We start from the raw sequence: 26,619 nt of genomic DNA, 5'->3' as shown, positions 1-26,619 counted from the left end.
GCACCCCTCCCCGGAGGAGGCGCGCCACCGGTGAACCCCGAGAAAACCCAACCTCCAGGAGTACCAGCATGATCACCCTCGCCGTCTTCGACATGGCAGGCACCACCATCGACGACGGCGGCGCCGTCTACGACGCTCTGCGCATCGCTGTCGAGGAGACGGGGGTGCCGGTCTCCCCCGCCGAGCTGCAGACGTGGATGGGCACCGAGAAGCGGGCCGCCATCACCGCGCTCATCGAACTCGGCGGCGGCGATCCGCTGCAGCCTGCCGACAAGGTCGATGCGGCCTTCGACAGCTTCCGCGCCACCCTCGACAAGCTCTACACCGAGCAGCCGCCCACGCCGATCGCCGGAGTGCCCGAAGCGATCGCAGCCCTCCGCGCCTCCGGCGTGCAGGTCGCCCTCACCACCGGATTCTCGCGCGACGTGGCCGAGGGCATCCTCGAACACCTCGGCTGGAGCATCGGTGAAGCCGCCGCGCCCGACGCGCCCACCCCCGCAACCGTGGTCGATGCGCTCGTCTGCGGTGACGAGGTGGCGGCCGGGCGGCCCGCGCCGTACATGATCCACCGTGCCATGGAACTCACCGGCACCCTTGCGGTCAGCGAGCTGATCGTCGCCGGTGACACTGCCGTCGACGTGCAGGCCGGCGCGAACGCTGGCGCGGCGATCACCATCGGGGTGCTCTCGGGCAAGCTCGACAGGCAGGCCTTCGAAGGGCAGCCGTACACGGCGCTGCTCGACTCGGTCGCCGAGATCCCGGCCTACCTCGCCACTCGAGGCTAGGCCCCCAAGCCCCCAAGCCCCTGCCCCCCTGTGCCCCCAGCACCCCCGCCGAGAGGCGGATTTCACAGCTCTCCGCGCGGGAGGTCCTGCGTTATCCGCCTTTCGACGGGGGTGAGCTGCGGGAGGGGATAAGAACAAAGGCAGGCAGGCAGAAGCAAGCCGCCCGCGCCCGCGAAGCCCTAGGCGGGCACGGGCGCGGTGACATCCTCCCGCAGCGACGCCGACACCATGATGGGCAGGTGGTCGGAGAGGCCGCGGTCGAGGGTGCGCACGCTGGAGATGTCGATGCCCGACGAGGTTGCGAAGTCGAAGTGCCCTCGGAACATCTTGTATCGGGTGTAGGTGCGCTTGTCGCTCAGGCTCAGCTCGTAGCCGTGGTCGCGCATTTCGGTGTCGAGGCGTCCCTTGAACACGGGGTAGTTGTAGTCGCCCACCATGAGCGCTGGCAGCCCGGGCCCGAGGGCGCGCAATTCACCGAGGGCGGCGTGGATCTGGTGCCGTCGCAGCGAGTTGAGTGCGGTGAGCGGGGCCGCGTGGAATGACGCGACCACGAAGTCGCGGCTCGTTTCCGAGTCGTGCAGCCGCGCACCCAGCAGGCGCTCGTGGGCGGGCGCGAGCAGACGGTCGTGCAGTGATTTTTTGAGCTGGAAGGTGTGCGCCGATCGCGCGACGAAGCGATCCTCGCGCACGTACATCGCGAGCCCGAGGCGGTTGCGCTCGGTGGCGTGCACGAGCGACATGTGGCCGAGGTGCGCCGGGAGGGCGACAGCTTCGGCTTCTTGCAGACAGAGCACATCGATCTCGTGATCATCCACCAGCGCACCGATCTCGGTGACGGCCCGGTTCTTGCGCAGGTTGTAGCTGACGACCTTCATGCAGCTCCCTTCCTCGGGTGGGCGTCGGATTCCGACAGCACCACCTTACGCTCGCGAAGCTGAGCACTCTGAGATTCTCAGCGCTTGCTGAAGTGGGGGTCACTCAAATGACAGCTGGGCGGCTTCGGCGGCGAGCGCTTCGCGTACGGCGGTGAGCGCCGGGTGTCTGTCTTGGGAGGCACGGGCTGCGGTGAAGACGGTGCGGTGGGGGCGGTCGGGGAGTTCGATGAGCCGCAGCCGTGGTTGCGCGCCGAGGTGCACGAGGCCTGGGAGCAGGGCGACGGCGTTACCTGATTCGATGAAGGCGATGTGGGCTTGCAGATCGGCGGTTTCGTAGCGCACATCGGGTTCGAAGCCGGCGGTGCGGCAGGCTTGCTCGGCCCAGTGCCTGGTGGCGGCGCCGTGCGGTTCCATCACCCAGGGCAGTTGAGCGAGGTCTTCGATGCCGCGGGCGCGGTCGAAGCGTGGGTCTCCGGTGCCGTGGGGTGGCACAGCGAGGCGGATCGGGTCGCTGGTGAGGGCTTGTCTGTCGAGCCCTGGGAGGTGCTGGGCGGCGTGGCCGGGGTACTGTTCGGCGACGACGAGGTCGAAGCTGCGGATCCAGGTTTCTTGGAGTGCTGCGCCCGGTTCGTACTGCATGATTTCGACCCGCAGTGCTGGGTATTGCTCGCGCAGGCGTCGAAGTGCGCCGGGCAGGATGGAGAGCATCGCGGTCTGGAAGGCGGCGACTTTGATGGTGCCGGTGACTTCTTCGCGCACGCGGTGGAGCGCTGCTTCGGCGCGTTCGAGGCCTGCGAGCAGTTCTGCGGTTTCGGCGACGAGCACTTCGCCGGCTGGGGTGAGTTCGAGGGTGCGGCCGCTGCGGCGCAGCAGTGGCGCGCCGGCTTCTCGTTCGAGCACGGCGAGTTGCTGCGACACGGCTGAGGGGCTGTAGTTGAGGGCTTCGGCGACGGCGGCGATGGTGCCACGGGCGTGCAGTTCCCAGAGGAGGCGCAGGCGTTTCATTTCGAGCATGGCGGCCTTTCGGGGCTGTGGGACGGGGGCGCGGATCTCCGCGTTCGCGCGGGGTGCCGGGTTCGGCGGCGAGGCCGGGCATTGCCGGGTACCCCTGAGTATTACCGGAGAGGCGATCGACGTTGATTCAGTTCAACTTCATGTTACTCGGAAAAAAGTACCGCTGTACTTCACGCTCGCCGCGCTCCACACTAGATACGCCCAGCCAAACAAGCACGTCACGTCACCGACGCCCCGCGCCCCAGAGAGAGGTCAGCAGTGAGCAGTCGCACCGCGGACACCGTTGCCCGCCCCCAGGATCTCGCCGAAGCGGCCGTCGCACTCGTGCGGCGCTGGCTGCGCGAGGCTGCCGAGTTTCCGGTTGACGCCTCCGCGGCGAGGCTCGCCGGGGTGCTGCGCGACCCGAACGGGCTCGACTTCACTGTCGGCTTCGTCGACGGGGTGGTGCGACCAGAAGATCTCGGCGCTGCCGCGAAGAAGCTGCACGAGCTCACCCCGCTCGCACCGAGCTTTCTGCCGACGCCGCTGCGCGCCGCGATCGGGCTGGGCGGCGCTATGGCGAAGCCGCTGCCAGGTGTTGTGGTGCCGATCGCCCGCCGGGTACTGCGCCAGATGGTGAGCCACCTCATCATCGACGCGAGCGACGCGAAGCTCGGCTCCGCCATCTCGAAGATCAAGCGCGACGGGGTGCGGCTCAACATCAACCTGCTCGGTGAGGCCATTCTCGGTGAGCACGAAGCCGAGCGGCGCCTCACCGGCACCCACCGCTTGCTCGGCCGCGCCGACGTCGACTATGTGTCGATCAAGGTGTCTTCGACGGTCGCGCCTCACAATCACTGGGCCTTCGATGAGGCTGTTGCGCACATCGAGCACCATCTGGTGCCGCTGTTCGAGCGGGCGAACGCTGCAAGCCCAAAGAAGTTCATCAACCTCGACATGGAAGAGTACAAGGATCTCGACCTCACCGTCGCAGTGTTCAAGCGCATCCTCGAACGCCCTGAGTTTGCGGGGCTCGAGGCCGGCATCGTGTTGCAGGCGTATCTGCCAGACGCGCTCGGTGCGATGGTGGATCTGCAAGGGTGGGCGGCGCGGCGCGTGGCCGCAGGGGGCGCGCCCATCAAGGTGCGTGTCGTGAAGGGTGCGAATCTGCCGATGGAGCACGTCGACGCCGCGCTCCACGGCTGGCCCACCGCCACCTGGGGTAGCAAGCAGGAGTCTGACACCAGCTATAAGGCCGTGCTCGACTACGCTCTTACGCCGGAGCGGGTGCGCCATGTGCGGATCGGCGTCGCCGGCCACAACCTCTTCGACGTGGCGCTCGCCTGGCTGCTCGCGAAGGAGCGCGGGGCGGCCGACGGTGTCGAGTTCGAGATGCTGCTCGGTATGACGACCGGCCAGGCCGAGGCGGTGAAGCGCGAAGTGGGGTCGCTGCTGCTCTACACCCCGGTGGTGCACCCCGAGGAGTTCGACGTGGCGATCGCCTACCTGATCCGTCGCTTGGAAGAGGGGGCGAGCCAGCAGAACTTCATGTCTGCCGTGTTCGAGCTGCACGACGATGAAGCCCTGTTCGAGCGGGAGCAGCAGCGCTTTCTTGCCTCGCTCGACGCGCTCGCAGCGATCACCGGCGATGGCTCACCGGAGTCTGTCACGGTGCCCCGCCCCAATCGACAGCAGGATCGCCGGCACTTCGATGAGGCCGGCGTTGAGGCCCGCGTGACGGCTCGTGTCGCGGCGGGGCGGCGTGGCGAGTTCGAGAACACCCCCGACACCGACCCTGATCTGCCGGGAAACCGGGAGTGGGGCCGCGCCGTTGCTGGCCGCATGGTGGGGTCGCAGCTGGGAAAGGCGCGTATCGAGTCTTCGCGCATCGACGACGCGGCAGCCCTCGACGCGGTGATCGAGCGTGGCATTGCCGCGGCCGACACCTGGCAGGCTGTCGGCGCCGATGAGCGTGCCCACATCCTGATGCGCGCCGGCGAGTGTCTGGAGGCGCGCCGGGCCGAGCTGCTCGAAGTGATGGGGTCCGAGTGCGGCAAAACCCTCGATCAGGGCGACCCGGAGGTGAGCGAGGCCATCGACTTCGCGAACTACTATGCGATGCTCGGCCAGCTGCTCGAACAGGTCGACGGCGCCATCTACCGCCCGAAGCGGCTCATCGCCGTGATCCCACCGTGGAACTTCCCGGTGGCGATCCCCGCCGGCGGTGTGCTCTCCGCGCTCGCCGCAGGCTCTTCGGTCATCATCAAGCCGGCCTCCAACTCGGCCCGCTCCGGCGCTGTCATGGTGGAGGCGCTGTGGGAGGCGGGGGTGCCGCGCGAGGTGCTGCAGATGGTGCAGTTTGCGGATCGCGAGCTCGCTTCGAAGTTTGTCGCCGATCCGCGCCTCGACAGACTGATTCTCACCGGAGCCTACGAAACCGCCGTCGCGTTCCGTGAGCTGCGCCCCGATCTGCCGATCCTCGCGGAGACGAGCGGCAAGAACGCGATCATCGTCACCCCCGACGCCGATCTCGACCTCGCTGCGCGCGATGTCGCCCAGTCGGCGTTCGGTCACGCCGGGCAGAAGTGCTCGGCAGCCTCGCTCGTGATTCTGGTCGGCTCAGTCGCCACATCGCAGCGCTTCCGCGGCCAGCTGCTCGATGCCGTGCGCTCGCTGCGGGTGGGCACGCCGGAACACGTCGACACCCAGATGGGACCGGTGATCACCGCGCCGGAGGGCAAGCTGCTGCGCGGGCTCACCGTACTCGGGCCAGGCGAGACCTGGCTCGTCGAGCCGAAGCCCGTCAAGAGCGACAGCCCGCTCGCGCGCGACCGCGACGGGGTGACGAAGCTGTGGAGCCCCGGCGTGCGCGACGGAGTGCAGCGGGGTTCGGAATTTCATCTCACCGAGTACTTCGGCCCGATCCTCGGCATCATGACCGCGAATACCCTCGACGAGGCGATCGACATGGTGAACGAGATCGACTACGGCCTGACGAGCGGCCTGCACTCGCTCGACCGCGCCGAGGTCGAGCACTGGCTCGACCGCATCGAGGCCGGCAATCTGTATGTCAACCGCGGCATCACGGGCGCCATCGTGCGGCGGCAGTCGTTCGGCGGTTGGAAGAAGTCTGCGATCGGGGCGGGCACGAAGGCCGGCGGCCCGAACTACCTGTACGGCCTCGGCGACTGGGCCGACGCCCCCGTGCACGGGGAACTGCGCGCGCCGCGGCAGGCGGCTGCTGCACTGCTGCGCGCCTTCGAGCAGGCCGTCGCGGGGCGGGCGCACGCCGCCGCGGAGACCGCCTGGCTGCGCGCCGCACTCGCTGCGGATGCCACGGCATGGGATGACGAGTTCGGAATCGCGCGTGACGCCTCACAGCTGGGCGTTGAGCGCAATGTGCTGCGCTATCTGCCGGTGAACGTCACGGTGCGCCTCGCAGCCGATGCGCCCCTGTACCACTCAGTGCGCGCCATCGCGGCGGGCATCGCAGCGGGGGCTGCGCCTGTGGTGAGCACGCCCGTTGCGCTGCCGCAGCCCGTGATCGCGGCACTCGCGGGCGCGGGAGTCGAGCTGTGCTTCGAAGACGCCGACGCGTGGCGTGACCGTGTGCGCAACCTCGCTGCGGGAGACGGCCCGCACACGGGCGCTCGCATCCGCGTGGTCGCCGGGGACTCCCTCGAGCAGGAGATTGCCGAGGTGTTCCGCGCCGCGGCAGGCAGCCCCGACATCGCGGTCTACGGCGGCGAGGTCGTTTCTGCTGGCCGAGTCGAGATGCTGCCGCACCTGCGCGAGCAGGCGGTCTCGATCACCGCGCATCGCTTCGGCACCCCGAGCCGCCTCGTCGCAGGCCTCTGCTGAAGCCTCGTCCGAGTGCGGCGCTGCGTCCCTCAGGAGACGCGGCGCAGCGTCACTTCGAGGGTGCCGAGCACGAGTCGCTCGGTCACTGGGTGCTCGCGTCCAGCTTCGAGCGGCACCTGCTCGCCCAGTTCGTCGACGAGGGCGACGCCGTTGGTGGAGTCGAGGTCTTCGATCGTCCACGATCCATCGACGCGGCGCAGGCGGGCGTGCGACTTCGAGAGGGTGCGCGTCGGATCGACGATCTGCAGCACGGAGCTGCCGTTCTTCGGCTCGGGCTTGCGCCCCACCACGACATCGTCGCCGCGCAGTTCGAGCACATCGCCGTCGGGGAGTTCGAGCCCCCAGCGCGAGGGGCGGGGCACTACCACGGTGCGGTCGAGCTCGTCTTCGACGTCGAGCGCGGGCCCGGCCTCTGCTGCGGCTGCGGCCACGACCTCGGGGGCGGCTGGTGCCGGAGTTTCGACTTGCGATCGCGCGGTCTCAGTGTCGCTGTGGGGCGTTGACGCCGAGTTCGAATCGAAGATCGAGGGGCGGTGGGTGATGAACGATTCCTGCTGCGGCGGCTGGGGTGCCGGAGCCACCACGGGCGTGGAAACCGCAGGCAGCCCGGCAACGAGCGGGGCGGGCGTCACCGGAGGCACCGGCACCGGAGGCGGCGTCGGTGCTGCGGGCACTGCGGGTGCGGCCGCAGGCGGTGTCACGGCCGGGCTCTGGCGCGCGGGCGGCGCGGGAGGCGGATTCGACTCGTCGATGCCGGGCCACGCGAAGGGGCGCACCGGTTCTTCGACGCCGAGGGTGGGTGCGGGGCGCTGCTGATAGCCCTCCTGAGCGAGGCGCTGGTAGTCGCCCTCTGTGGTGCGGCTGAATCCCCACTCGCTGCCGGGCAGGGGCTGCTCGGCGGGCTGCGAGGGTTGTTGCGGTTCGGCGAACAGTCGCGCGAGGGCGTCAGGCTGCTCGGCTGGGACGGCGCTTGCGGCGGGGGCCTGGGCGACCTCGGGGGTCTGCCACGGCTGCACCGGAGCCTGGGGCACGGGGTGCTGCGGTGCAGAGTATTGCTGCGGGGCAGGCTGTTGCGGAGCGTAGCCGGGCGGCGACGGCACCGCACTCGGTGCACCCGGGGCGGCGGCACCTGCTGCGGGCATCACGCCATAGATGCTGCTGCGCTCTTCGATCGAGCGGGCGAGCAACATCGCCCACACCGGCGGCAGCAGCGCGCCGAGCACTGTGAACCCGCCACCTTTGCCGTGTTCGGTGTTGAGGCGGTGGATGGCGATCACGGACACCACCCAGACCACGATGCCGAGGCCGGGCACAACACCGAGCAGCACGAGCCAGCCGGGCAGGCCGCCCCGCTGCACGAGCTGCCACTGGTTCCAGACCGGGATCCAGCCGTGGCTCGACGGCAGCCCGATGCAGGGAAACAGGCGTGACAACGACCACAGGCACCAGACATAGAAGCCGATGGCGACGAGCGACCAGACACCGAGCGCGAGCAGCGCCGCTGACCCCAGCATGGGGGCGGGCGCATTCGTCATCCCGATGATCGGGAGGACGTCGGGGCTCAGGGGGGTCGAGGGCATGTGCTCCTGCTTTCCAGACGCGAGAGTTGCGGCGTCAACTCTGCACAACGATATCCGTGGCCGTGCCACGACGCAAAGGTCCGAGCGCGCCCGCACGACGGGCCCGCACGGGCTCAGCTCAACGCCAGGCGGGCGACCACCCACAGGCCGAGCAGCGACAGCGCGACTGTAGCTGCGTAGGCCGAGATCGTGATGATGGCGGATCGGCGCGCGCGCTTCGCAAGTGACGGCAGCAGCGCGCGCTCGGGCAGCGGATCGGCACCAGCTTCGGGAGGTGCGCCGATGCGCCGCTGCACCTCGTCGAGGCCGGCCCGCTCGCCGGCCTGCCCGATGCTGCGCGGGCCATAGACCTGCGGCAGCGCCCCGCCTCTCCACGGTCGCGCCTCCTGATCCTCGATCGCTGGGGCGACTGCGGCTGCGGGCATGGTCACGGGCATTGTCTCGGGCGCAGCCGCAGGCACCGAAGGCTCGCGGCCCCCCGGCACCGCGACCGTGGCATCATCCGTTTCGAATGCGGGCGGGCGCGCCACCACGACGGTGGCGTCGTCGGGAACGGCCCTTTGCTCCGCGGCTCCACCCGGTCTGCTCACCCCGCCGCTGCGCGGCGCCGACAGCGTATCGTCATCGACACTGTCATCGGCCGCAGCACCGACATCGCCGACACGGCCGACACGGCCGACAGCCACAGTGTCATCTGCGCCAGGGTCGCCTGTGTGCTCCATCTGCTCGGTCATCCCGCCACCGGCTTCGTCACTTCAAGGGTGTTCTCGTCAACCTCTTCATCGACCGCATCCTCGGGTTGGGGCAGCGGATCCGCAACTGGCTCGGCTGTGCTGCCATCAGCAATCGTGTCGACAACCACCACTGTCACATTGTCACGACCACCGGCCGCGCAGGCTCGACGCACCAGATCCTCGGCCACCGCTTCGGGCCGCCCTCCCGTCGTGAGCACCGAGCGCAACTCCTCGTCGGCAAGCTCCGAAGTGAGCCCATCCGAGCAGATCAGCAGACGCAGCCCGCTGCGCAGCGGCAGCAGCCAGGCATCATGGCGAGCGTCGTCAGAGCCCAGGGCACGCGTAATCACATTGCGGGGGGTATTCGCCGCGTCGGCGTGCCCCGCAGCGAGCATCTCGGCATACAACGAGTGATCTGCGGTGATCTGCGCGAGGCTGCTGCCCCGATGCTGATACACCCGCGAATCCCCCACATTGATCACATACCAGTGCGGCGCCCCGTCGTGCTCCACGAGCACGGCACCCGTGAGCGTGCACCCCGCCCCGCGCTCGGCCTCCTGCGAAATCACATCGACCGCGAAGCGCGCAGCCTCGATCGCAGCATCCACATCGGCGATCCCCAGCTGCCTGGCCGCGCCAAGCTGCGCCAGCTCGGCGAATGCTGCAATCGCCGCGGCGCTCGCGAGATCACCGGCCGAGTGGCCGCCCATGCCATCGGCCACCACGAACACCGGCGCCTGCGCCAGCGCCAGATCCTCATTGACCGCGCGGCGCAGCCCGGTGTCTGTGCGCGTCGCAGCCTCGATCACCGGCTGCGACCCACCGGCCCGCGCGTTCGGTGCCTCGCTCATCCCTGCTCGCTTTCCCGAGTCGCCGCACCGCGTCGCCCCGCTCCAATGCCATACGAGCGCAGCGAATACGCTGCGCGCAGCCTGGCGAACGCGCTCAACCCGCGCGCTCGTTCTTCGCCGTCGGCCTCAGCCGCCGCCCACAGCTGCTCCGCCGTGCCCGGGTCGATGCCCGTCGGCGAGAACACCGCACGATCGACCTCTGCCGCGGCCCACCTCGCCGGCGCCGTTCCCAGCACCGCCGCAACCTCGCTGCGCGCCGCATTCGCAGGCACCGACACCCCCGCATCACGCGCGCGATCAAGCATCTCCGCCCACGTACCCAGCGCACGCAACTCAGGCACCTGCTCGGCCCTGCGGCGGCGCGCCCGCAAGCGCTTCGCGAGGGGCAGGAACAGCAGCGGCGCCGCAATCAGCAGCAGCGCCACCAGCGCAAGCGCCACAGCGCGCACCACCAGCCACAGCGGCGAAGGCGCAGCAGCGGGCTCGGCAGCATCGTCGTTCTCGCCCTGATCCCCGAGGCCCACGGGCGGATCCGCCTCCTGAGCATCCCGCTCCTCAGGGGTCGTCGGAAACTCGGGCAACTGCTCGCCCTGCTCCAAGCGCTCCGGCGGATGCTCGAGCTGCGGGGTGACGTCGAAGGGCACCCACTCGCCGCGGTCGCCGCGCACCTCAGCCCAGGCCGCGAGGTGCTCACCCGTGCACTCGGCCGTGCAAGCCGGCACGCCATCGACGCCTCGATCCGCCTCACCCAAGCGCACACCCACCACAACCCTGGCATCGAAGCCGAGCGCGCGCGCAATCAGCGCCGCAGCCGTCGCAAACTGCTCATCATCGCCCACACCCGCCACCAGCTGCGCCGACGAAGCCGACTCCCCCGCAGCGGACTGCTGCGTGTTGAGCTGCTCGAACAGCCGCTCAATGCGCGACAGCGAGTGCCCACCCGCACTCGACTCGAACACCGTGCCGTACTGCTCGCCCAGGCGCTCCAACCACAAACGCTCACCCGCTGCGTCACTCATCGAATGGCTCAGATAGCCGCGCTGCCGCAGCCGCTCGATGAGTTCGGCAAGACCGGCGGCGTCGCCAGGCAGCTGCTGACGATCGATCCACTCCCCCAGCTGCGGCGCCTTCTCGACATCGAAGCGAGGATCACCAGGCTCGCCGATACGATCAACGCCGGGGTCTGCTGATGTCTGCATCTCAGCCGTGTAGCCGTCGCCCGCGACAAGCCCGGCCGAAGACGCACCGGCACCCGGCACTGCGATCGCGCCACCGGTCTCACGATTCACGTAGAACGCATCGGCGAGCGCGTCGGCGCGCGGGCCCGCGAACACCGGCGGACTGCCCAGCGGAGCCGTCGGCGCCCAAATATCCGAATACCCCTCGGCGATGCGCACCGAAACCCTGGCAGGATCGGCCACACCGGTGCCGCTCGGGAACCTGGTGAAACGGCCCGCGGCAGCCTCGCCGACGTGAAAGTCAACACCGTCATAGGCATCGAGCACAGCGACACGCAGCCGCTCAGGCAGCGCCCCCGACGACGACACCGAGAACAGCGGCGTATCGAGAGCGGCGTCGCGCTTCGAACTGCGGTACTCGGCCAGCGGGCTCGGGCGCTCGCGCACCACCAGTTCGGGGTCGATGCGATCACGCGGCACCGCACGCGCACCGGCGTCGAGCACCGGCGCAAACACCCCTCCGGCGCACAGGGCAAGCACCACGATGCCGGCCCCGACAAGAGGGCGCAGCGCGCCACCCCTGCCCCGCACCGCACCATCAGCGGCACGGCCAAGCCTGAGCGCCGCACGACGCTCCTCACCAGAAACCAGCGCCACCCAGAGCGCCGCCACCAACGCCGCAGCCAGCCACAAGCCGATCTCGCGGGGGGCGACAATGGTAAATCCCGCAACATGCAGCGGTGCGCTCAGCTGCGACGCCCCAAACACCGTGCCGAAGGCAACGGGCGCGAGCAACGGGGCAGCGGCAAACACCGCAGCCCGGGCACCGCGACGCGCAAGCACCCCCACCAGCAGGGCCGTCACCAGAAACACCACATAGGCGGGCACCAGCACCGTACGGTAACTCCCGACAGGCAAACTCAGCGTCAACAACTGCTTCCAACCCAGCGCAACCGCCGCGAGACCGTCGAGCAACCCCCGCAGCAGCCCGCCGCCGTGCGCACCAGGCATCGCCTCAGGCACCGCAACCGGCACCACCGTGAGCACGAACACGCCGAGCGTCACCGCCGCGAGCACAACGACACCCCAGCGCAACCGCTCCCGCAGCCACGCGATCCCCGTGCCGAGGATCAGCGCAGCAGCAGCAACCACCCACAGCCAGGGCGTCCCGTAGATCGGCCACGCCGCCCACACTCCCAGCGCCACAGCCAGCGCAGCGGCCAGCGCACCCCAGGCGGCCCGAACCGACCCGCGATCCGCCGTCATCGTGCAGCCCTCACCATCAACTGGGGCACATCACCGAGAGCACCCACCGTGAACACCGTGAGCGCATCGATGCGCTGCGCGCGCGGCTCGGCATGCAGCTCGCAGCGCACCGCTAACACCTGCACATCAGGGGGGAACGCTACGGCGGCCCGGCGGATCCGCGCCAGGTCAGCACCGGATCCCGTAACGATCGCCACAATCGACAGTGGGCGGCGCGACTGCGCAAGCCCCCTGGCGAGCGTCTCGAACGACACCCCATCAGGCGCCGCTTCCAGCTCAGCCCAAGCATCGAGCAACTGCTGCGGATCGCGCGACGGCAGCTCCTCGAGCCCGTCAATACTGGGTCGCAGACGGCCAGGCGCCCACGCTGAAGCGACGAAACGCTCCCGCCCCTCACGCACCGCCTGCACCGAGATCGACGCCGCAACACTCACCGCCAGCTCGAACTCGTCATCGTTCTGGTATTCCTCGCGGATCGCATCGAAGAGCACGGCAACCCGCGCCGTCTGCGACTCCTCGTACTGACGCACCATGAGCGTGCCCGTCCTCGCTGTCGACTTCCAGTGCACATGCCGCATGGCGTCACCGCGGGCATACTCGCGCACCGCGTAAAACGAAAGATCAGAGTCGGTGAGCCGCCGGCTCGACGCGCCCTCAAGATCGCGCACCAGCCCCGCCGAGTTCGGCGGCAGCACCGCAATTGCCGGATGCACATGCACCAGATGCCGCTCAGGCCAGGTCACCTCGCGCCGCAGCAGCCCAACGGGGTCGCGGCGGGCCACGGTGAGCGGCCCCACCGGCACCACACCGCGCCGCACCGCCGCAACCCGCACCGGCAACTCGACAGAGGCGCCAGGCCCGATAAACGGCACCGTCAATTCTCGCAGCGCCGGCCCCACAGGCAGCTCGGCCACCGCGGGCAGCGCGGGCCGAGATCCGCCGTTCTCGACGATCACCCGCAGCTGCACCTCACCGCCCACGGTCACACTGCGACGGTCAAGCTCAAGCCGCACCCGATAGGCGCGACTGCCCACCAAGAACGGGGCGGCGACCAGCAGCAGCAAGCCGCCCACCACAGCGGCGAACCACGCCTCAACCCAGGAGAATGCAGCACCCAGCACCGCACCGGCCACCGTCAACGCCAGCACGAACCACCCCAGCGGGGTGACGGCCTGCGTCACGGCCCGCCACACGCGGCCGGCACGGCGACGCGCACGCCGCAACCACCGGCGCGCGACAACGCGCCGCCGCTGCACCGGATCGAGCGCCCGCGTCGAGGTGCGCATCTCGCCGAGACGCGACGCCGTGCGGGTACCCCGCGTGTGCCGCGTTCCGCGCGTCGCGGTGCGGAACCGGCGGCCCCTGGTGCTCTCGTCGCTCACGCCGTGCCGTTCTCCTGCGGCACGGGAGTGTCGATGAGGATTCGACCAATCACGGCCTCTGCGGTCACACCCTCGAACTCGGCCTCGGGCTCAAGCACGAGGCGATGCGCGAGCACTGGGATGGCGAGCTCACGCACATCGTCCGGGGTGACGTAGGGGCGGCCGGCGACGAGCGCCCACGCCGAAGCCATCCGCACCAGGGCGATCGCACCGCGCACGCTCGCGCCGAGGCGCACCTCGCCCGCGCGGCGACTCGCCTCCACAAGCTCGGAGACGTAGGAGGCGATGAGCGGGCTCACCGCAACCCCGCGCGAGAACCCCTGCAACTGGGTGAGCGTGCCCACGTTCATCACCGCGGGCACCTCCGGGGTGACCGCGATCTGCTGCAGAATACGCATCATCGCAGCTTCGTCGGGGTAGCCGATCGAGGTTTTGATCATGAAGCGGTCGAGCTGGGCCTCGGGCAGCCGGTAGGTGCCGGCCTGCTCGACAGGGTTCTGGGTGGCGATCACCAGGAACGGATCGCCCACGCGGTGCGTCTGACCATCGACAGTGACCTGGTGCTCCTCCATCACCTCGAGCAGCGCCGACTGCGTCTTTGGGCTCGCCCGGTTGATCTCGTCAGCCAGCACTACATTCGCGAAGATCGGCCCCGCATGAAACTCGAAGACGCCCTGCTTCTGGTCGTAGACGGTGATGCCGGTCACATCGCCGGGCAGCAGATCGGGGGTGAACTGGATGCGCGACGAGGTGCCGTGCATCGTCTTCGCCAGCGCGCGGGCGAGCGCGGTCTTGCCGGTGCCTGGCACGTCTTCCAGCAGCACATGCCCGCCTGCGATCGCGGTGGCGACAACGAGCTCGATCACGCGGCGCTTGCCCTGAATCGCCACCTCGATAGCGTCGGCGACGGTGCGCACGGCCTCGCTGGCCCAGCGAGCCCGCTCATCGGTGATGGGGCCGATCGTGGAGGCGGCCGCGAGATTCGGCTGAGGTGTCATCTTCGGTTCTCGGTTCCTTCGTGTTGCGGACAGTGCGGGGTGCGGTCGCGGGTGGCGGGACGCCTGGTGGTTACGGGCTCCCGGGTGGCGTCGGCGATGGCGGATCTGGCTCGGCGCACACCGGCGCTGTCAGCGTCTGCAAGTTCTCGTACAGCCCCGTCCAGGTCACGGTCAAAATGCCCGCAGCGTGGTCGAAACTCGGCAGCGCCCAGCTGCGGGCGTGCTCGGAGATGCGGGCGCGCAGCTCGGCTGTGGAGGCCGTGGAGGGGATGCAACCGCCGAGGTCGACGGTGACGGGGCCGGGCGCATTGCCGGTGATGGCGGCGGCTTCAGAGCACACGCCGTTCTTGCACTGCGCGACGCTGTAGGTGGAGCCGGCCGTCACCGTCGAGGGGAATGAGCCGCCGACACTCGCACCGTTCACGCGGAAGTCGAGGGTGTGGCCGGAGCTCGCCGAGACCACAGGGCCCGCGGCCAACGCGTAGCTCGCGAGCGACCCCGACACTGCGGCGTCGGTGCGGATCGTGTAGCCAGACTCGACGATGGGCTGCGCGGGCGTGCCACCGACGTTCACAACAACCGATGCCGTGGTGAGCGCAGCCCCCCACTTGTTCTCAGCGCAGGCCGTCACCTCAAGCGGGCGATAGGCCGTGCCGGTCACCGATGTGGTGCCGCCGGTGCCAGAGGTGTTCGGACTGCAGCTGCCGCCCGTGCTCACACCCCACTTCGCCTCGGGGGCCCCGCGTGAGTCGACGCTCACGATCACGGTCGCCTCATCGCTGCCCTGAGCTGAGCTCCCAGCCGCGATCGAAACCACCGGCCGGCCAGTCAGCTGCACGGTGTCTGCCCAGTTCGCCCCTTCCGCAGAGTCGCCGCTCGGGGGTTCATGCGCGCTCACTGGCACCACCGTGATCTCGGCCCCGCCAACCGGCAGACTCGCGATCCTCACGGTGCCGCTCTGACCGCTCAGCGCCGTCGTACCAGCCGGTGTCACGATGCGGAACCCTCTCGTACCGTCCTTGCCGGTGATATCCAGCCGCACAGTGCCGGTGTCGGGCGACTCAGCAGAGATCTGCTTCGCTTCGACCCGCGGCTGCTCGGGCCGTTCGTAGGCCCACGCCTGGGCGGCGTTCGCGGCGGGATCGGATTCGCCCACCGAGTTGAAGGCCACAGCGGTAAAACTGTGCTTCTCGCCGTTGGCGAGACCGCTCACCACGCAGTCGTAGGAGGCACCCGAACCGGAACAGCTGCCCGACTGCGCCGCACCGTCCATCCGCAGACGCACCCCCTCCGTCGCGGGATGCGAAGCTTCGCCGCTGAGGCTCACGCGAAGGGTGACCGAACTTGACGTGTACGACACCGCCGAAATCGCGACCGGCGCGCGAGGCACCCCCTGCGCGTCCAGCTCGATCACGCCCTCACCGATGCGGTTCTGTGCGTCGCGCACTGTGAACGACGCCGTGCACTTCCCGCCTGGGCCCTTCGCCCCGTTCGGCCAGGCAACCGATACCGAGTTCCCGGCTGCCTGGAAGGTGCCCACGGCGCACGATCCGCCAGACACAGCCTCCAGCTTCAGCCCGCCGCCGCTCTTGCCAGCGAACGGATCATGCTCACCAGGCGCACCGATCAGCGGTACCTGACAGGCCGAGCCCACCGTGCAATTCAGCTGCACCGTGGCACCGCGCGGAGTGTCCTTCGCGGCCTCACCCACGCGCAGCGTGAGCGGTGCCTGACTCTCGCCGGCGCCCGAGACCGTGACCACAAGCGCATCCTGGCTGCCAGGCACCGCATCGGCGCGGGCCGTGACGCTCAGCTGCGAGCCGGCGGGCACCACCTCGAAGCTGCCCCCGCCACCACTCACGCTGAACCGCAGATCGCCGGGCTTGCCCTCACGACCGCCCTGCCAACGCACCATATCGATCAGGTTGATCGTCTCAGAAGCACCCGGTGCGACCGTGCGAGTGATCGTCTCGAGTGCGGCGACCGGCGACGTTGGCACGATCTCGACGGGCACCGCCAGTTGCGTCCAAACCTTCTGTTCGGTGAGCTTCACCGACACCAGGCAGGTGTCGCTCCAGGGAGCTTCCTTGCCCGCAGCGTAGTTGAAGCCCGTCGCATGCTTCGCCGCGCAACTCGCCTGAGCACGCTGCGTGGGGAACGCCCCCACCTTGAACTCGGCCTCGTCACCCGCCGCGAGATCGACGACCTCGGCGAGCGCCGCATCGACAGACTTGCCCTCATCGACCCTGATCGGTGCAAGACCGGGCTTGAGCGTCAGCCGCAGCTCGTCGAGGGGCGGCACCACCAGGAAGCCGAACGTCTCGACCTCCTGCCCCGTGAGGTCAACACCCGAAAGCTTGAAGGGCACCAGATCACCCTCGGCACGGTACTTACCGACGATGCGATTGCCCTTAGCGGTAAAGCGATCCGCCGCAGCACCCCACACCGTCATCTGCAACGACCGCGCATCACCGGCTGCCCAGTAGACGCGGTCGGTGACCACATCGACGCCGCCGCGCTCCAGCTCCGCGCGGTCGCGTGCCGACAGCACAGTGTCGAGCACCGAGGGCGCCTGCTGCCCCACACGCGCCGACACCTGCACCACGATGAGGCCGTCAGCGGTGCTCGTGCTCTTCGCCGAACGCACGGTGTATCGGTATGAGACCGTGCCGAGATCGTCGCCGCCGCGCACCGACACCAGCCCCTTGTCGAGCTCGGAAGTGTCCAGGCGTGCGAGCAGGTCACGATACTGCGGAGACTCCCGCCCACCGGGCACATTCGGCACCACCTCGAGCAGTTCGAGCTCGCCATTCGCGGGGTCGATGTCGTTGTCGAGGGGGCGCACCACCGCGGGCTCCGCAGCGCCCTTCGCGAGACGCACATAGTCGCTGTAGGTGATCGGAGCCCCGCCAGCAGGGTCCGCCTCGGTGACAATCACCCGCAGACGCCCCTCCCCGGTGCCTCCGAACTCATCACGCACCGCATACTGCATCATGCGCACCCCCGGGTCAGCCTGCTTCGAAGCCTCTAGCTGCACCGCCGAGCTGCGGGGCGAAAGGGTCGCAGAGACCTGCGTGTCATCCGAGGCGCTTACGCCCGTCAGTCGCACGCGATCGCCGTCAGGGTCCACCCCGGAAAGTGGCACCTGCGCGGTAGCCCGCTCTCCAGGCGCAAGCCGAACCGTGAGCGTGCGCGGCTGAGGCGCCCGATTGCCGTCGCGCGGCATCACGGTTACCCGCACCTGCCCCACGTCGCTGGCCTCAGGAGAACTCGCGCTGTACGTGGTGTAACCGAGCGTGTAGGTGCCAGGTTCGCTCGGCGCGAGATAGCGCAGCGTATTGCCAGAAGCGAAGGCGAGCTCGCCCTTCGCGCCGGAACCGCCCACTTCAGGATGCAGCACGAGTCGCTGCCCCGGCGGCGCCACATCGTTGTCGAGCACGGGGATATCGGCGACCGCACCCGCGCGCACCGTCGCAGCATCGGCCACCGCAATTGCCCCCACCGAGCCGGCGTCTGGCACCTGGAACACCGTCAGACGCCCCACAGCGGTATCGGCACCCTCGGACACCGACACATCGGCCGCACCGATCCTGCCAGGGGCGCCGTCGGGCGTGCTGCCCGAAACCCGCACCAGTGCGTGCTCAATCACATCAGTGCGCAACTCACCATCGACCACGTTTGCTGCCCGCACCACGAGCGCACGCCCGTTCGCGCCAGGCACGGCGTCGAGCACATCGACCGTGGTGTCGGCGAGGGGGCGCACGAAAGCGCGCAACGGCGGCAAGCCAAGCTTCGGCCGCGCCTCCACAGCGGTCACCCGCAGGGTGCCGGAAATCTCGGCCTCAGTGCCTGTGTCGCGCGCGGTCAGCGCAACGACGGTCACGCCGGTCTCCTTCGCAGTGATCTCGATCGTGCCGGCTCCGGCATTGACGGTCGCGGTCGCGGAACCCGACTGCACGCTCGCGTCGACCAGCGCGTAGGATCCCGAACCGCCCACGATGCGCGTCAACGGGCGCACCGTCAGTGGCGTATTCACCTGCGCCGTCGCCGCAATTGCGGCCATCTCCGACTTCGCATTCCGGCGGATCTGCACGGTCAGCTCCCGCTCCGTGCGCTCGCCGCGCGCATCGGCCACCGTCACCTGCACCGCCACATCGCTGTCGGGCGCGTTGGGGTCGGTGTGACGCAGCGCCAAACGGCCATCGGCCGTAACGAGCGCACGCACCGGGTCGCTGACGTTGGCGGGCGCGGCAGATTCGAGCATCAGCGGATCGCCCTCAGGATCGACCCAACCCTCCAAGATCGGCAGCACCAGGGTGCCCCCGGGGGCGAGCTCTGGGCTCGGCCACGCCCGCTGACACCCCTGTACCGGGCACCACTGCGGGGAAGTGTTGGTGTCGTCGCCAACCACCGTAAGAGTGACTGTCGCCGGCTCCGAGGTGAGCACGCCGTCGGTGATGCGGTAGCTGAACGTCGCCGAACCCTTCGCACCCGGCTTCGGCTGCACCACGATCGACTGCGCATCCGTGAGCATCGCCACCGTGCCGAACGACTCCGGCAGGTCTGCGCCGAGCCCGTCAGGCACGATCGTGAGCACATCCTTACGGTTCGGGTCGAAATCGTTGAGCAGCACCGGCAACGGTGCCGGCTCACCCTCGCGCACCCCGAACTCGTCGGCCACAGCCACCGGGGGCTCCTGCTCGGTAACGTCGTCGACCACGACGACACCACTGCGCTCCTTGGGTGGGTCGACAAGCGACCATTGCTCAAGCGGGATCAGTCGCCCCTCGGGCAGCGTCCACATCATGCCGGTGACCTGCTCGGACAGCAACGCACTCGTGCCGTTCGAGCGCAGCACCGGATCGGGCCGCCCGGGCATATCCACTGTTTCGTCGAGATCGAGCTTCGCAGCGCCCGCGGTCGACGACCACAACTGCGCTGCGTTCTGTCCCACCCACGCTGCATAGCGCACGCCACCCAGCTCGATCGGCTGTGCGGGAACCCCGTCGGCCTGCTCCAGACGCTTCGCGCGATCCGCAGTCACGCCCCACAGCCCTGAACCATCGGCCACCAAAGCTTCAGCGCCCTCCGCACCCGAGGCTTGCAGCACCGCCCCGGCATCGGCGTCGAACTCGACCGGCCGCTCGGCCCCCTCCCACCACAAACGACCAGACTCAGCATCGAACAGCACCCAACGACCATCGATGATCGCGAGCTGCACGCCTTCCCCCGGCACCCCCGCTGGGGACTCCTCGCTGCGGGTAAAGCTCTCACGTGCAACGTCGTACCAGCGCAGCTCCCGGGTCTCCGCCGAGAAGAGCAACGCGCGGCCTTCCCCATCGATCGCCACGGCGCTCGCCGAGAACCCCGGCGTCTCCTCTGCCACGCCATCCTCGTCTGCAGCATCGGCAGCGCCGACACCATCAGTGTCGGCGAGCGGGTCGAGCAGCACCGGATCCGACAGACCCCGCTCAGACCCCTCCTCGAAGCGCGACAGGAAGACCTCGCCATCTTCTGTGCGAAACAGCACCGAATCCCCGGCCGTCACCGTGTCACGCGTACCCTCAGGCGTGCGCGACGCCGCCGACACCTCATCCGACACCGCCGAACCCGTTGACTCGGAGTCGGCTGCAGGCTGCGCCGATCCGCCATCGTCAACAAAATCACGAGGCATCGTCGGATCGATGCTCCATAGGCGCCCGTCACCGTGGCTCAGCACCACGCCGCGCGACCCCGACTGCAGCACACCGCTCGGATCGTCAACCCGGCGCACCGTATCGATCTCACCCGTGAGCGTATTCACGCGCGCATACTGGCCGGAGCCGCGCATCGCCCACACAGCAGGCTCCTCGCGTGGAATCTCCCGCGCATCATAGCCCGCAGCCACCACCGCGATCGTGCCGATCATCGCCAGCGCCGCAACCCCCGACACCCAGGTGACCAGACGCGAGCGGCGGCCAGGGGAACGACCTCCGCGCGCCATCAGCGACCGCCTACAACCGCGAACACGGTCGCCGCAAGCAGCAGCACACCCACCGCCGAGCCCGCCCCGATCAGCACCGGCCGCAACACCGCGCCCCGCTCTCCCCGCGAGTGCTCAGCAGCCGCGCGATCGCGTTCGAGCTCGGCACGCCGCTGCGCCCGCCCTTCAGGCCGCACGCTCGACACCACAGGGCCCCGCACCCCCACCGCCGGAGCAGCCGGCGGAATCCACTCCTGCCGCACCACATCAAGCGGTGTCACATCGAAACCGTAGTGGCGCTGCAACTGCTGCAACGCCTCTCCGAACTGCTGCATCGTGGCATAGCGTCGCTCCGGCTGCTTCGCCATCGCCGTCGCCATCACCCCGTCAAAGGCTTCATACCCCTGCGCCCCCGGCACCGGGGTGTACACGGCACGCACGATACGATCGCTCATCGCAGAGCGCTTGTCCTTCACACCGCCGCCACTGGAAAACGGCGAACGACCAGCCGCGAAGGTATACAGCGTCGCCGCAAGCGACCACACCTCACTCGCCGGGGTGCCAGCCGTCGACCGCTCGATCACCTCGGGCGCCGCCCACGGAATCGACATCGCTTCGCTCGTGCCCGCACCGTGCATCTGACCGCGCAGTGACACAATGCCGAAATCGGCGAGCACCGGCCGGCCCGTCGTCGCGAGCAGCACATTCGAGGGCTTGATGTCACGGTGCAGAATCCCTGCCCTGTGCGCAGTCTCCAAAGCCCCCGCCAAACGCACACCCGCGTCGAGCACCTCGTTCAGCGGAATGGGACTGCCATTGGAGCGATGCCTGAACGACTCCGGGCAGAACTCCATTGCGATGTATGGGTAGCCATCACTCGAAATACTCGCCGCGAAAATCGACACGATCGAGGGGTGACTGGACAGCCTCGCCATCGCGTCGGCCTCAGCCTCGAATGCCGAACGCTCCTCATGCGACGCGACCAGCGCAGCAAGACTGTCGCCGCCCATCAGCACCTTCACCGCGACCATGCGCCGCGGCATGTTCTGCTCGTACTGGTACACATGCGCAAAGCCGCCCGAACCGAGCGGCTGAACGTAGTTGAAGCCCGAGATGCGCGGGGGGCTGATCGCGGCCGCGTCAGCCATGACCGATCACGCTCGCTGCCGCCCACTGAAACATATGCACCATGCTAAAGCACGATCGCAGGCCCCGCCGACAGGTGTTGGAAAAGAGGGCCGCACAAACAACGCCGCCCCCGCTCTCCGAAGAGAGCGGGGGCGGCGCAACCCGAGGGTGAAGCCTTACAGGCCAGAAACGTCGAGCGGGATGCCCGGGCCGAAGGTCGTCGAAACGGCGCCCTTCTGCACGTACTTGCCCTTGGCCGACGACGGCTTGAGGCGCGAGATCTCCTCGAGCACCGAGTTGATGTTGTCGGTGAGCTGCTCAGCCGAGAACGAAGCCTTGCCGACGATGAAGTGCACGTTGGCGTGCTTGTCGACGCGGAACTCGATCTTGCCGCCCTTGATATCCTCGACGGCCTTCGCCGTGTTCGGGGTGACGGTGCCGGTCTTGGGGTTGGGCATCAGGCCGCGGGGGCCGAGCACCTTACCCAGACGACCAACCTTGCCCATGAGCTCGGGGGTCGCAACAGCCGAATCGAAGTCGGTGTAGCCAGCGGCCACCTTCTCGATCAGCTCGTCGCCGCCCACCTCGTCAGCGCCGGCGGCGATGGCTGCCTCAGCAGCAGCGCCCACCGCGAACACGATGACGCGTGCGGTCTTGCCGGTGCCGTGGGGCAGGTTGACGGTGCCGCGCACCATCTGGTCGGCCTTGCGGGGATCCACACCGAGCTTGACGGCGACCTCGACGGTCGAGTCGGTCTTGGTGGAACCGGTCTCCTTCGCCAGGGCCACGGCCTCGGCGGGAGTGTAGAACTTGTCTGCCTGAATCTTCTCGGCAGCGGCGCGGTACGCCTTCGACTTCTGTGCCATGTGTCCTACCCCTTAGCCTTCGACCGTGATGCCCATGGAACGGGCGGTGCCGGCGATGATCTTCGATGCTGCATCGAGGTCGTTCGCGTTGAGATCAGCCTGCTTCTGCTCGGCGATCGCGCGGACCTGCTCGGCCGTCACCTTTGCCACCTTGACGGTGTGAGGGGTGCCGGAGCCCTTCTGCACGCCGGCCGCCTTCTTCAGCAGCTCAGCTGCCGGAGGGGTCTTCAGAACGAAGGTGAAGGAGCGATCTTCGTAGACGGTGATCTCGACGGGCACGATGTTGCCGCGCTGGGATTCCGTGGCCGCGTTGTAGGCCTTGCAGAACTCCATGATGTTGACGCCGTGCTGACCCAGCGCGGGACCCACGGGGGGTGCCGGGTTGGCGGCGCCGGCTGCGATCTGAAGCTTGATCAGACCGGTAACCTTCTTGGCCTTTGCCATGATTGTTTCCTTTCGATCGAACCCGCGCGATTGCGCGTGCTCTCCCGCGTTCCCCGGCCGGTCCGGGGTGCGGTGTTCACCTGCGTTGCGCGCACCATGAGAGGCGCGCAGACGCAAACCACATAATTCTAGCGGATCCGCCCCGATCTCGCACCCCGAGCTCCCCGCGACCCGCGCCACCCAGCGCAGCGATCACCGGGCCGCGGAGGTCTCAGTCAGCCCGGAGACGCACGAAGGGCCCCGCCGGAGCGGGGCCCTTCGTAGGAGAAGCTGTGGATCAGACCATCTTGGTGACCTGGTCGAAGCTGAGCTCGACCGGGGTCTCGCGCTCGAACAGCGAAACGAGCACTGTGAGCTTGCCAGCGGCGGGGTTGATCTCGCTGATCGTGCCGGGCAGACCCTCGAAGGAACCCGACTTGATGGTGATGGTCTCACCGATCTCGAAGTCGATCTCGACGTTGCCCTGTGCGGCTGCGTTCGCAGCTGCCTTGCCCTTGGCTGCGGCGGCCGGCTCGAACTCGACGGTGCTCTTGAGCATCTCGAATGCCTCGTTGAGGCGCAGCGGCACCGGGTTGTGGGCGTTGCCCACGAAGCCGGTCACACCGGGGGTGTGACGCACAACCGACCAGGTGGTCTCGGTGAGGTTCATGCGAACGAGCACGTAGCCGGGGATGCGCACGCGCGTGACCATCTTGCGCTGGCCGTTCTTGACCTCCATGACCTCTTCCATGGGGACCTGGATCTCGTAGATGTCATCTACGGCACCCATGGTCTCGCGACGGTTCCAGAGGTTGGACTTCACCTTGCGCTCGTAGCCGGCGTAGGTGTGGATCACGAACCACTTGCCCGGGCGACGGCGCAGATCCTTCTTGAAGGCCTTGTAGGGGTCTTCGGCCGACTCGGCCTCATCCTCAACCTCTTCGTCGACGATCGCGTTGGCGGCGGCAGCCGCCTCCTCAGCGCTGTCGATGTCGAGCGCATCCTCCACTGCGGCGTCGGCGACCGGATCGGTCGACTGCACCAGTGCGTCGAGCGCCGCGTCGAGCTCGGCCTCAGGGTTCTTGTTCTCGCTCGTCATCTGCTCTTGCTTTCATTGATCGGGGTTCGGGATCGGACGCTCACCGGCCCGCAGGTCAGGCGAGCGGCGTACCGAAGATGAAGACGGTCACCCAGCCGAAGGCCTGATCGAGCACCCACACGAGGCCCATCATGATCAGGACGAACGCGATCACCACGAGGGTGAAGTTGACGAGTTCTTTGCGGGTCGGGGTGACGACCTTCTTCAGCTCGGCGATAACCTGCTGGACGAACAGGATGATTCGGCTGAACCAATTGCGCTTCGCAGCGCGATCAGCCTTGGCGCGCTCGACCAGGCCGCCGCCGCTCTCCTCGACTTCACTGCTGCTCACTCGCGTGTCCTTTCGATCCACCCACCCGGGGCTCTCGCCCCGAGCGGGATGTGGCAGGGCGGACAGGACTCGAACCTGCAACCTGCGGTTTTGGAGACCGCTGCGCTACCAATTGCGCCACCGCCCTAAGGGATTGGGACTCTCACCTTAGCCCCTGAGGGCATAAAAAATTTTGGTGAAAGTCAATCACCGTGGATCACTCTACGCGATCCGACCCCGCTTGTCGAACCGGCACCGCCTCGCCGCTACCTCGCCAACGGACCAGCGCGTGACGACGGGGCGGCGCCGCTGCTGCGCCTGAACAACCCGCCGCGACCTGGGATCCCTCTCCGAGACACCGCTCCCGGCATCCTTCAGCGGGTAGGCTTGTGCAGGTGACCACTACCTCCCGTCTTTCGAAGAAGATCGCCGCTATCGCCGAGTCCGCGACCCTCAAGGTCGACGCCAAGGCGAAGGCCCTCCAGGCCGAGGGCCGCCCCGTGATCAGCTACGCCGCAGGCGAACCCGATTTCGCAACCCCCCAGCACATCGTCGACGCTGCTCGCGCCGCGCTCGACGACCCGAAGAACTTCCGCTACACCGCTGCCACGGGCCTTCCCGAGCTGCGCGAAGCGATCGCCGCGAAGACCGCGCGCGACTCGGGCTGGAACGTTCCCGCCTCGCAGGTGATCGTGACGAACGGTGGCAAGCAGGCCGTCTACCAGTCGTTCCAGGTGCTGCTCGATCCGGGCGACGAGGTGCTGGTGCCGGCACCGTACTGGACCACCTACCCCGAGGCGATCCAGCTCGCCGACGGTGTACCCGTCGAGGTGTTCGCCGGCGCGGATCAGGGCTACAAGGTGACCGTCGACCAGCTCGAAGCCGCCCGCACCGAGCGCACCAAGGTGCTGCTCTTCGTGTCGCCCTCGAACCCGACGGGCGCTGTGTACTCGCCGGAAGAAACCCGCGCGATCGGTGAGTGGGCTGAGGCGAACGGCCTGTGGGTGGTCGCCGACGAGATCTACCAGAACCTCGTGTACGACGGGGTGCGCGCCGTGTCGATCGTCGAGGCCGTGCCGGCCCTGCAGGATCGCACGATCCTCGTGAACGGTGTTGCGAAGACCTACGCGATGACGGGCTGGCGTCTGGGCTGGATGGTCGGCCCCGCCGACGTCATGAAGGGTGCCGCGAATCTGCAGTCGCACCTCTGCTCAAACGTCAACAACATCGCGCAGCGCGCGGCGATTGCAGCACTCACCGGCCCCCAGGAGCCGATCGAGCAGATGCGTCTCGCATTTGACCGCCGCCGCAAGCTCATCGTCGAAGAACTCAACCGCGTGCCGGGCTTCCACTGCCCCACCCCCGAGGGCGCCTTCTACGCCTACGTCGACGTGACCGGTGCGCTCGGCCGCGAGGTCCGCGGCGTCACCCCCACGACCTCGCTCGAGCTGGCAGACCTCATCCTCTCCGAGGCCGAGGTGGCCGCGGTTCCCGGTGAGGCGTTCGGCCCCTCGGGCTACCTGCGTTTCAGCTACGCACTGGGCGATGAAGCGCTGGTCGAGGGTGTGCGCCGCATCCAGGCACTGCTCAGCGAGTAGCGCCTGCGGGGCCACCGCCTCTCAGAGTCGAAGGGCCGGTCGGGATCGCAAGATCCCGACCGGCCCTTCGCGCATCCGCCTCGGCGCGCCGGGCACTGCCCGGCCGATGCCCGGCCTCCGGCCCTGGCGCCCCGGCCTCCGGCGCTCACTGGCAGCGCAGCACCTGGTCGAGCACCTGGTCGACGCTCTGATCGCTGCGGAACAGCAGCCAGTCGAGGCAGGCACCCGCGAGCGCACCGAAGAAGGCCGCTCCGGCGGTCTCGGTGATCTCCTCCCCCGCACCGCGACCGCCCCGTGCGGCTTCGGCCTCGCGCAGCACGTCACGGTAGCGCACTATCACCGAGGAGCGCGCGAGTTCCATCGCACCGGCCCAGGGCCGGTCGGTGCGGAACACTTCGGACGCCATGAGCTTCGCGAGGTCGAGGTTGCCGCGCAGGGTTTCGAGGGTGGCCGCGGCGACCGCCCTCGGTAGCTGAGCCGGCTCATCCGATGCCCGTTCGCGCGCTTCATCGATGGCCGCCCCGAGTCGATCGAAGCCGTCGCGCATCACCTGCTCGAAGATCGCGTCCTTCGACGAAAAGTTGTAGTAGAGGCTGCCCTTCGCCACTCCCGCGGCCTCGGCGATCTGATCCATCGACGCACCGCTGATCCCGTGCTGCGCGGCCACCCGCACCGCCGCCTCGGTGATGAGCTGCTTCGTGTTGACCCGTGCCATGGTCCTATCCTCTCG

At 68.6% G+C, this 26,619-nt stretch carries 18 protein-coding genes and 1 tRNA gene; 3 read left to right on the top strand and 16 right to left on the bottom strand.

From position 1 onward, the window contains the following. Positions 1-68 precede the first annotated feature (68 nt). Positions 69-785 (top strand): phosphonatase-like hydrolase, encoded by a 717-nt coding sequence (locus WFL22_RS08855; RefSeq protein WP_336992361.1) that lies wholly within the window; start codon positions 69-71, stop codon positions 783-785. 179 nt (positions 786-964) lie between these two features. Here the strand turns inward: WFL22_RS08855 and WFL22_RS08850 are convergent, their stop codons facing one another. Next, complete coding sequence (locus WFL22_RS08850; protein ID WP_336652239.1) at positions 965-1,660, bottom strand: endonuclease/exonuclease/phosphatase family protein; 696 nt, start codon at positions 1,658-1,660, stop codon at positions 965-967. 99 nt (positions 1,661-1,759) lie between these two features. Then, entirely contained in the window at positions 1,760-2,674 is a 915-nt protein-coding gene (locus WFL22_RS08845) for a LysR family transcriptional regulator (protein WP_336992359.1), read from the bottom strand. A gap of 258 nt (positions 2,675-2,932) precedes the next feature. On the opposite strand from WFL22_RS08845, the gene WFL22_RS08840 reads away from it, so the two are divergent. Next, entirely contained in the window at positions 2,933-6,514 is a 3,582-nt protein-coding gene (locus WFL22_RS08840) for a bifunctional proline dehydrogenase/L-glutamate gamma-semialdehyde dehydrogenase (protein WP_336992358.1), read from the top strand. Between the two features lie 29 nt (positions 6,515-6,543). Here WFL22_RS08840 and WFL22_RS08835 read toward each other — a convergent pair whose 3' ends face one another. The 13 genes from WFL22_RS08835 to WFL22_RS08775 form a co-directional block, all read right to left on the bottom strand. Then, a complete protein-coding gene (locus WFL22_RS08835; RefSeq protein ID WP_336992357.1) occupies positions 6,544-8,094 on the bottom strand; it encodes a DUF5684 domain-containing protein in 1,551 nt (516 codons plus the stop codon). A gap of 113 nt (positions 8,095-8,207) precedes the next feature. Further along, on the bottom strand, positions 8,208-8,828 hold the full coding sequence (locus tag WFL22_RS08830) for a hypothetical protein (protein ID WP_336992355.1): 621 nt from the start codon (positions 8,826-8,828) through the stop codon (positions 8,208-8,210). Further along, entirely contained in the window at positions 8,825-9,679 is an 855-nt protein-coding gene (locus WFL22_RS08825; RefSeq protein ID WP_336652244.1) for a PP2C family protein-serine/threonine phosphatase, read from the bottom strand. Before WFL22_RS08825 ends, WFL22_RS08830 begins: the two co-directional genes overlap by 4 nt. After that, a complete protein-coding gene (locus WFL22_RS08820) occupies positions 9,676-12,123 on the bottom strand; it encodes a transglutaminase domain-containing protein (protein ID WP_336992354.1) in 2,448 nt (815 codons plus the stop codon). The genes WFL22_RS08825 and WFL22_RS08820 overlap by 4 nt, the downstream gene beginning before the upstream one ends. Beyond that, complete coding sequence (locus tag WFL22_RS08815) at positions 12,120-13,505, bottom strand: DUF58 domain-containing protein (RefSeq protein WP_336992353.1); 1,386 nt, start codon at positions 13,503-13,505, stop codon at positions 12,120-12,122. Before WFL22_RS08815 ends, WFL22_RS08820 begins: the two co-directional genes overlap by 4 nt. Continuing rightward, positions 13,502-14,503, bottom strand: a complete 1,002-nt coding sequence (locus WFL22_RS08810) for an AAA family ATPase (RefSeq protein WP_336992352.1) — start codon at positions 14,501-14,503, stop codon at positions 13,502-13,504. Before WFL22_RS08810 ends, WFL22_RS08815 begins: the two co-directional genes overlap by 4 nt. A 70-nt stretch (positions 14,504-14,573) precedes the next feature. Next, positions 14,574-20,486 (bottom strand): Ig-like domain-containing protein, encoded by a 5,913-nt coding sequence (locus WFL22_RS08805; protein WP_336992351.1) that lies wholly within the window; start codon positions 20,484-20,486, stop codon positions 14,574-14,576. Then, a complete protein-coding gene (locus WFL22_RS08800) occupies positions 20,486-21,613 on the bottom strand; it encodes a serine/threonine-protein kinase (protein WP_336992349.1) in 1,128 nt (375 codons plus the stop codon). The genes WFL22_RS08805 and WFL22_RS08800 overlap by 1 nt, the downstream gene beginning before the upstream one ends. A gap of 156 nt (positions 21,614-21,769) precedes the next feature. Further along, on the bottom strand, positions 21,770-22,459 hold the full coding sequence (gene rplA, locus WFL22_RS08795; RefSeq protein WP_336652250.1) for a 50S ribosomal protein L1: 690 nt from the start codon (positions 22,457-22,459) through the stop codon (positions 21,770-21,772). 12 nt (positions 22,460-22,471) lie between these two features. Next, positions 22,472-22,903, bottom strand: a complete 432-nt coding sequence (gene rplK / locus WFL22_RS08790; RefSeq protein ID WP_017884363.1) for a 50S ribosomal protein L11 — start codon at positions 22,901-22,903, stop codon at positions 22,472-22,474. A 277-nt stretch (positions 22,904-23,180) separates the two neighbouring features. Continuing rightward, positions 23,181-23,981 (bottom strand): transcription termination/antitermination protein NusG, encoded by an 801-nt coding sequence (gene nusG / locus WFL22_RS08785; protein ID WP_336992348.1) that lies wholly within the window; start codon positions 23,979-23,981, stop codon positions 23,181-23,183. Between the two features lie 55 nt (positions 23,982-24,036). Continuing rightward, on the bottom strand, positions 24,037-24,312 hold the full coding sequence (gene secE / locus WFL22_RS08780) for a preprotein translocase subunit SecE (protein ID WP_336652252.1): 276 nt from the start codon (positions 24,310-24,312) through the stop codon (positions 24,037-24,039). A gap of 51 nt (positions 24,313-24,363) precedes the next feature. Next, positions 24,364-24,439: transfer RNA gene (locus tag WFL22_RS08775), tRNA-Trp, on the bottom strand. A gap of 247 nt (positions 24,440-24,686) precedes the next feature. On the opposite strand from WFL22_RS08775, the gene WFL22_RS08770 reads away from it, so the two are divergent. After that, positions 24,687-25,889, top strand: a complete 1,203-nt coding sequence (locus WFL22_RS08770; RefSeq protein WP_336992347.1) for a pyridoxal phosphate-dependent aminotransferase — start codon at positions 24,687-24,689, stop codon at positions 25,887-25,889. A 145-nt stretch (positions 25,890-26,034) separates the two neighbouring features. On the opposite strand, the gene WFL22_RS08765 is transcribed toward WFL22_RS08770, so the two are convergent. Continuing rightward, positions 26,035-26,604 carry a TetR/AcrR family transcriptional regulator gene (locus tag WFL22_RS08765; protein WP_336652254.1) on the bottom strand — a complete coding sequence of 190 codons (570 nt, stop codon included), beginning with the start codon at positions 26,602-26,604 and terminating at the stop codon, positions 26,035-26,037. Positions 26,605-26,619: the final 15 nt, after the last annotated feature.

The organism is Leucobacter sp. VD1 (assembly GCF_037150695.1).
GTDB lineage: Bacteria > Actinomycetota > Actinomycetes > Actinomycetales > Microbacteriaceae > Leucobacter.
This window is presented reverse-complemented; position numbering and strand designations above follow the sequence as displayed.

Bases quoted from the DNA above. Each gene is read 5' to 3' on its own strand.
- WFL22_RS08855 (WP_336992361.1), top strand. From the start codon at position 69: ATGATCACCCTCGCCGTCTTCGACATGGCAGGCACCACCATCGACGAC.
- WFL22_RS08850 (WP_336652239.1), bottom strand. From the start codon at position 1,660: ATGAAGGTCGTCAGCTACAACCTGCGCAAGAACCGGGCCGTCACCGAG.
- WFL22_RS08845 (WP_336992359.1), bottom strand. From the start codon at position 2,674: ATGCTCGAAATGAAACGCCTGCGCCTCCTCTGGGAACTGCACGCCCGT.
- WFL22_RS08835 (WP_336992357.1), bottom strand. From the start codon at position 8,094: ATGCCCTCGACCCCCCTGAGCCCCGACGTCCTCCCGATCATCGGGATG.
- WFL22_RS08830 (WP_336992355.1), bottom strand. From the start codon at position 8,828: ATGACCGAGCAGATGGAGCACACAGGCGACCCTGGCGCAGATGACACT.
- WFL22_RS08825 (WP_336652244.1), bottom strand. From the start codon at position 9,679: ATGAGCGAGGCACCGAACGCGCGGGCCGGTGGGTCGCAGCCGGTGATC.
- WFL22_RS08820 (WP_336992354.1), bottom strand. From the start codon at position 12,123: ATGACGGCGGATCGCGGGTCGGTTCGGGCCGCCTGGGGTGCGCTGGCC.
- WFL22_RS08810 (WP_336992352.1), bottom strand. From the start codon at position 14,503: ATGACACCTCAGCCGAATCTCGCGGCCGCCTCCACGATCGGCCCCATC.
- WFL22_RS08805 (WP_336992351.1), bottom strand. From the start codon at position 20,486: ATGGCGCGCGGAGGTCGTTCCCCTGGCCGCCGCTCGCGTCTGGTCACC.
- WFL22_RS08800 (WP_336992349.1), bottom strand. From the start codon at position 21,613: ATGGCTGACGCGGCCGCGATCAGCCCCCCGCGCATCTCGGGCTTCAAC.
- rplA (WP_336652250.1), bottom strand. From the start codon at position 22,459: ATGGCACAGAAGTCGAAGGCGTACCGCGCCGCTGCCGAGAAGATTCAG.
- rplK (WP_017884363.1), bottom strand. From the start codon at position 22,903: ATGGCAAAGGCCAAGAAGGTTACCGGTCTGATCAAGCTTCAGATCGCA.
- nusG (WP_336992348.1), bottom strand. From the start codon at position 23,981: ATGACGAGCGAGAACAAGAACCCTGAGGCCGAGCTCGACGCGGCGCTC.
- WFL22_RS08765 (WP_336652254.1), bottom strand. From the start codon at position 26,604: ATGGCACGGGTCAACACGAAGCAGCTCATCACCGAGGCGGCGGTGCGG.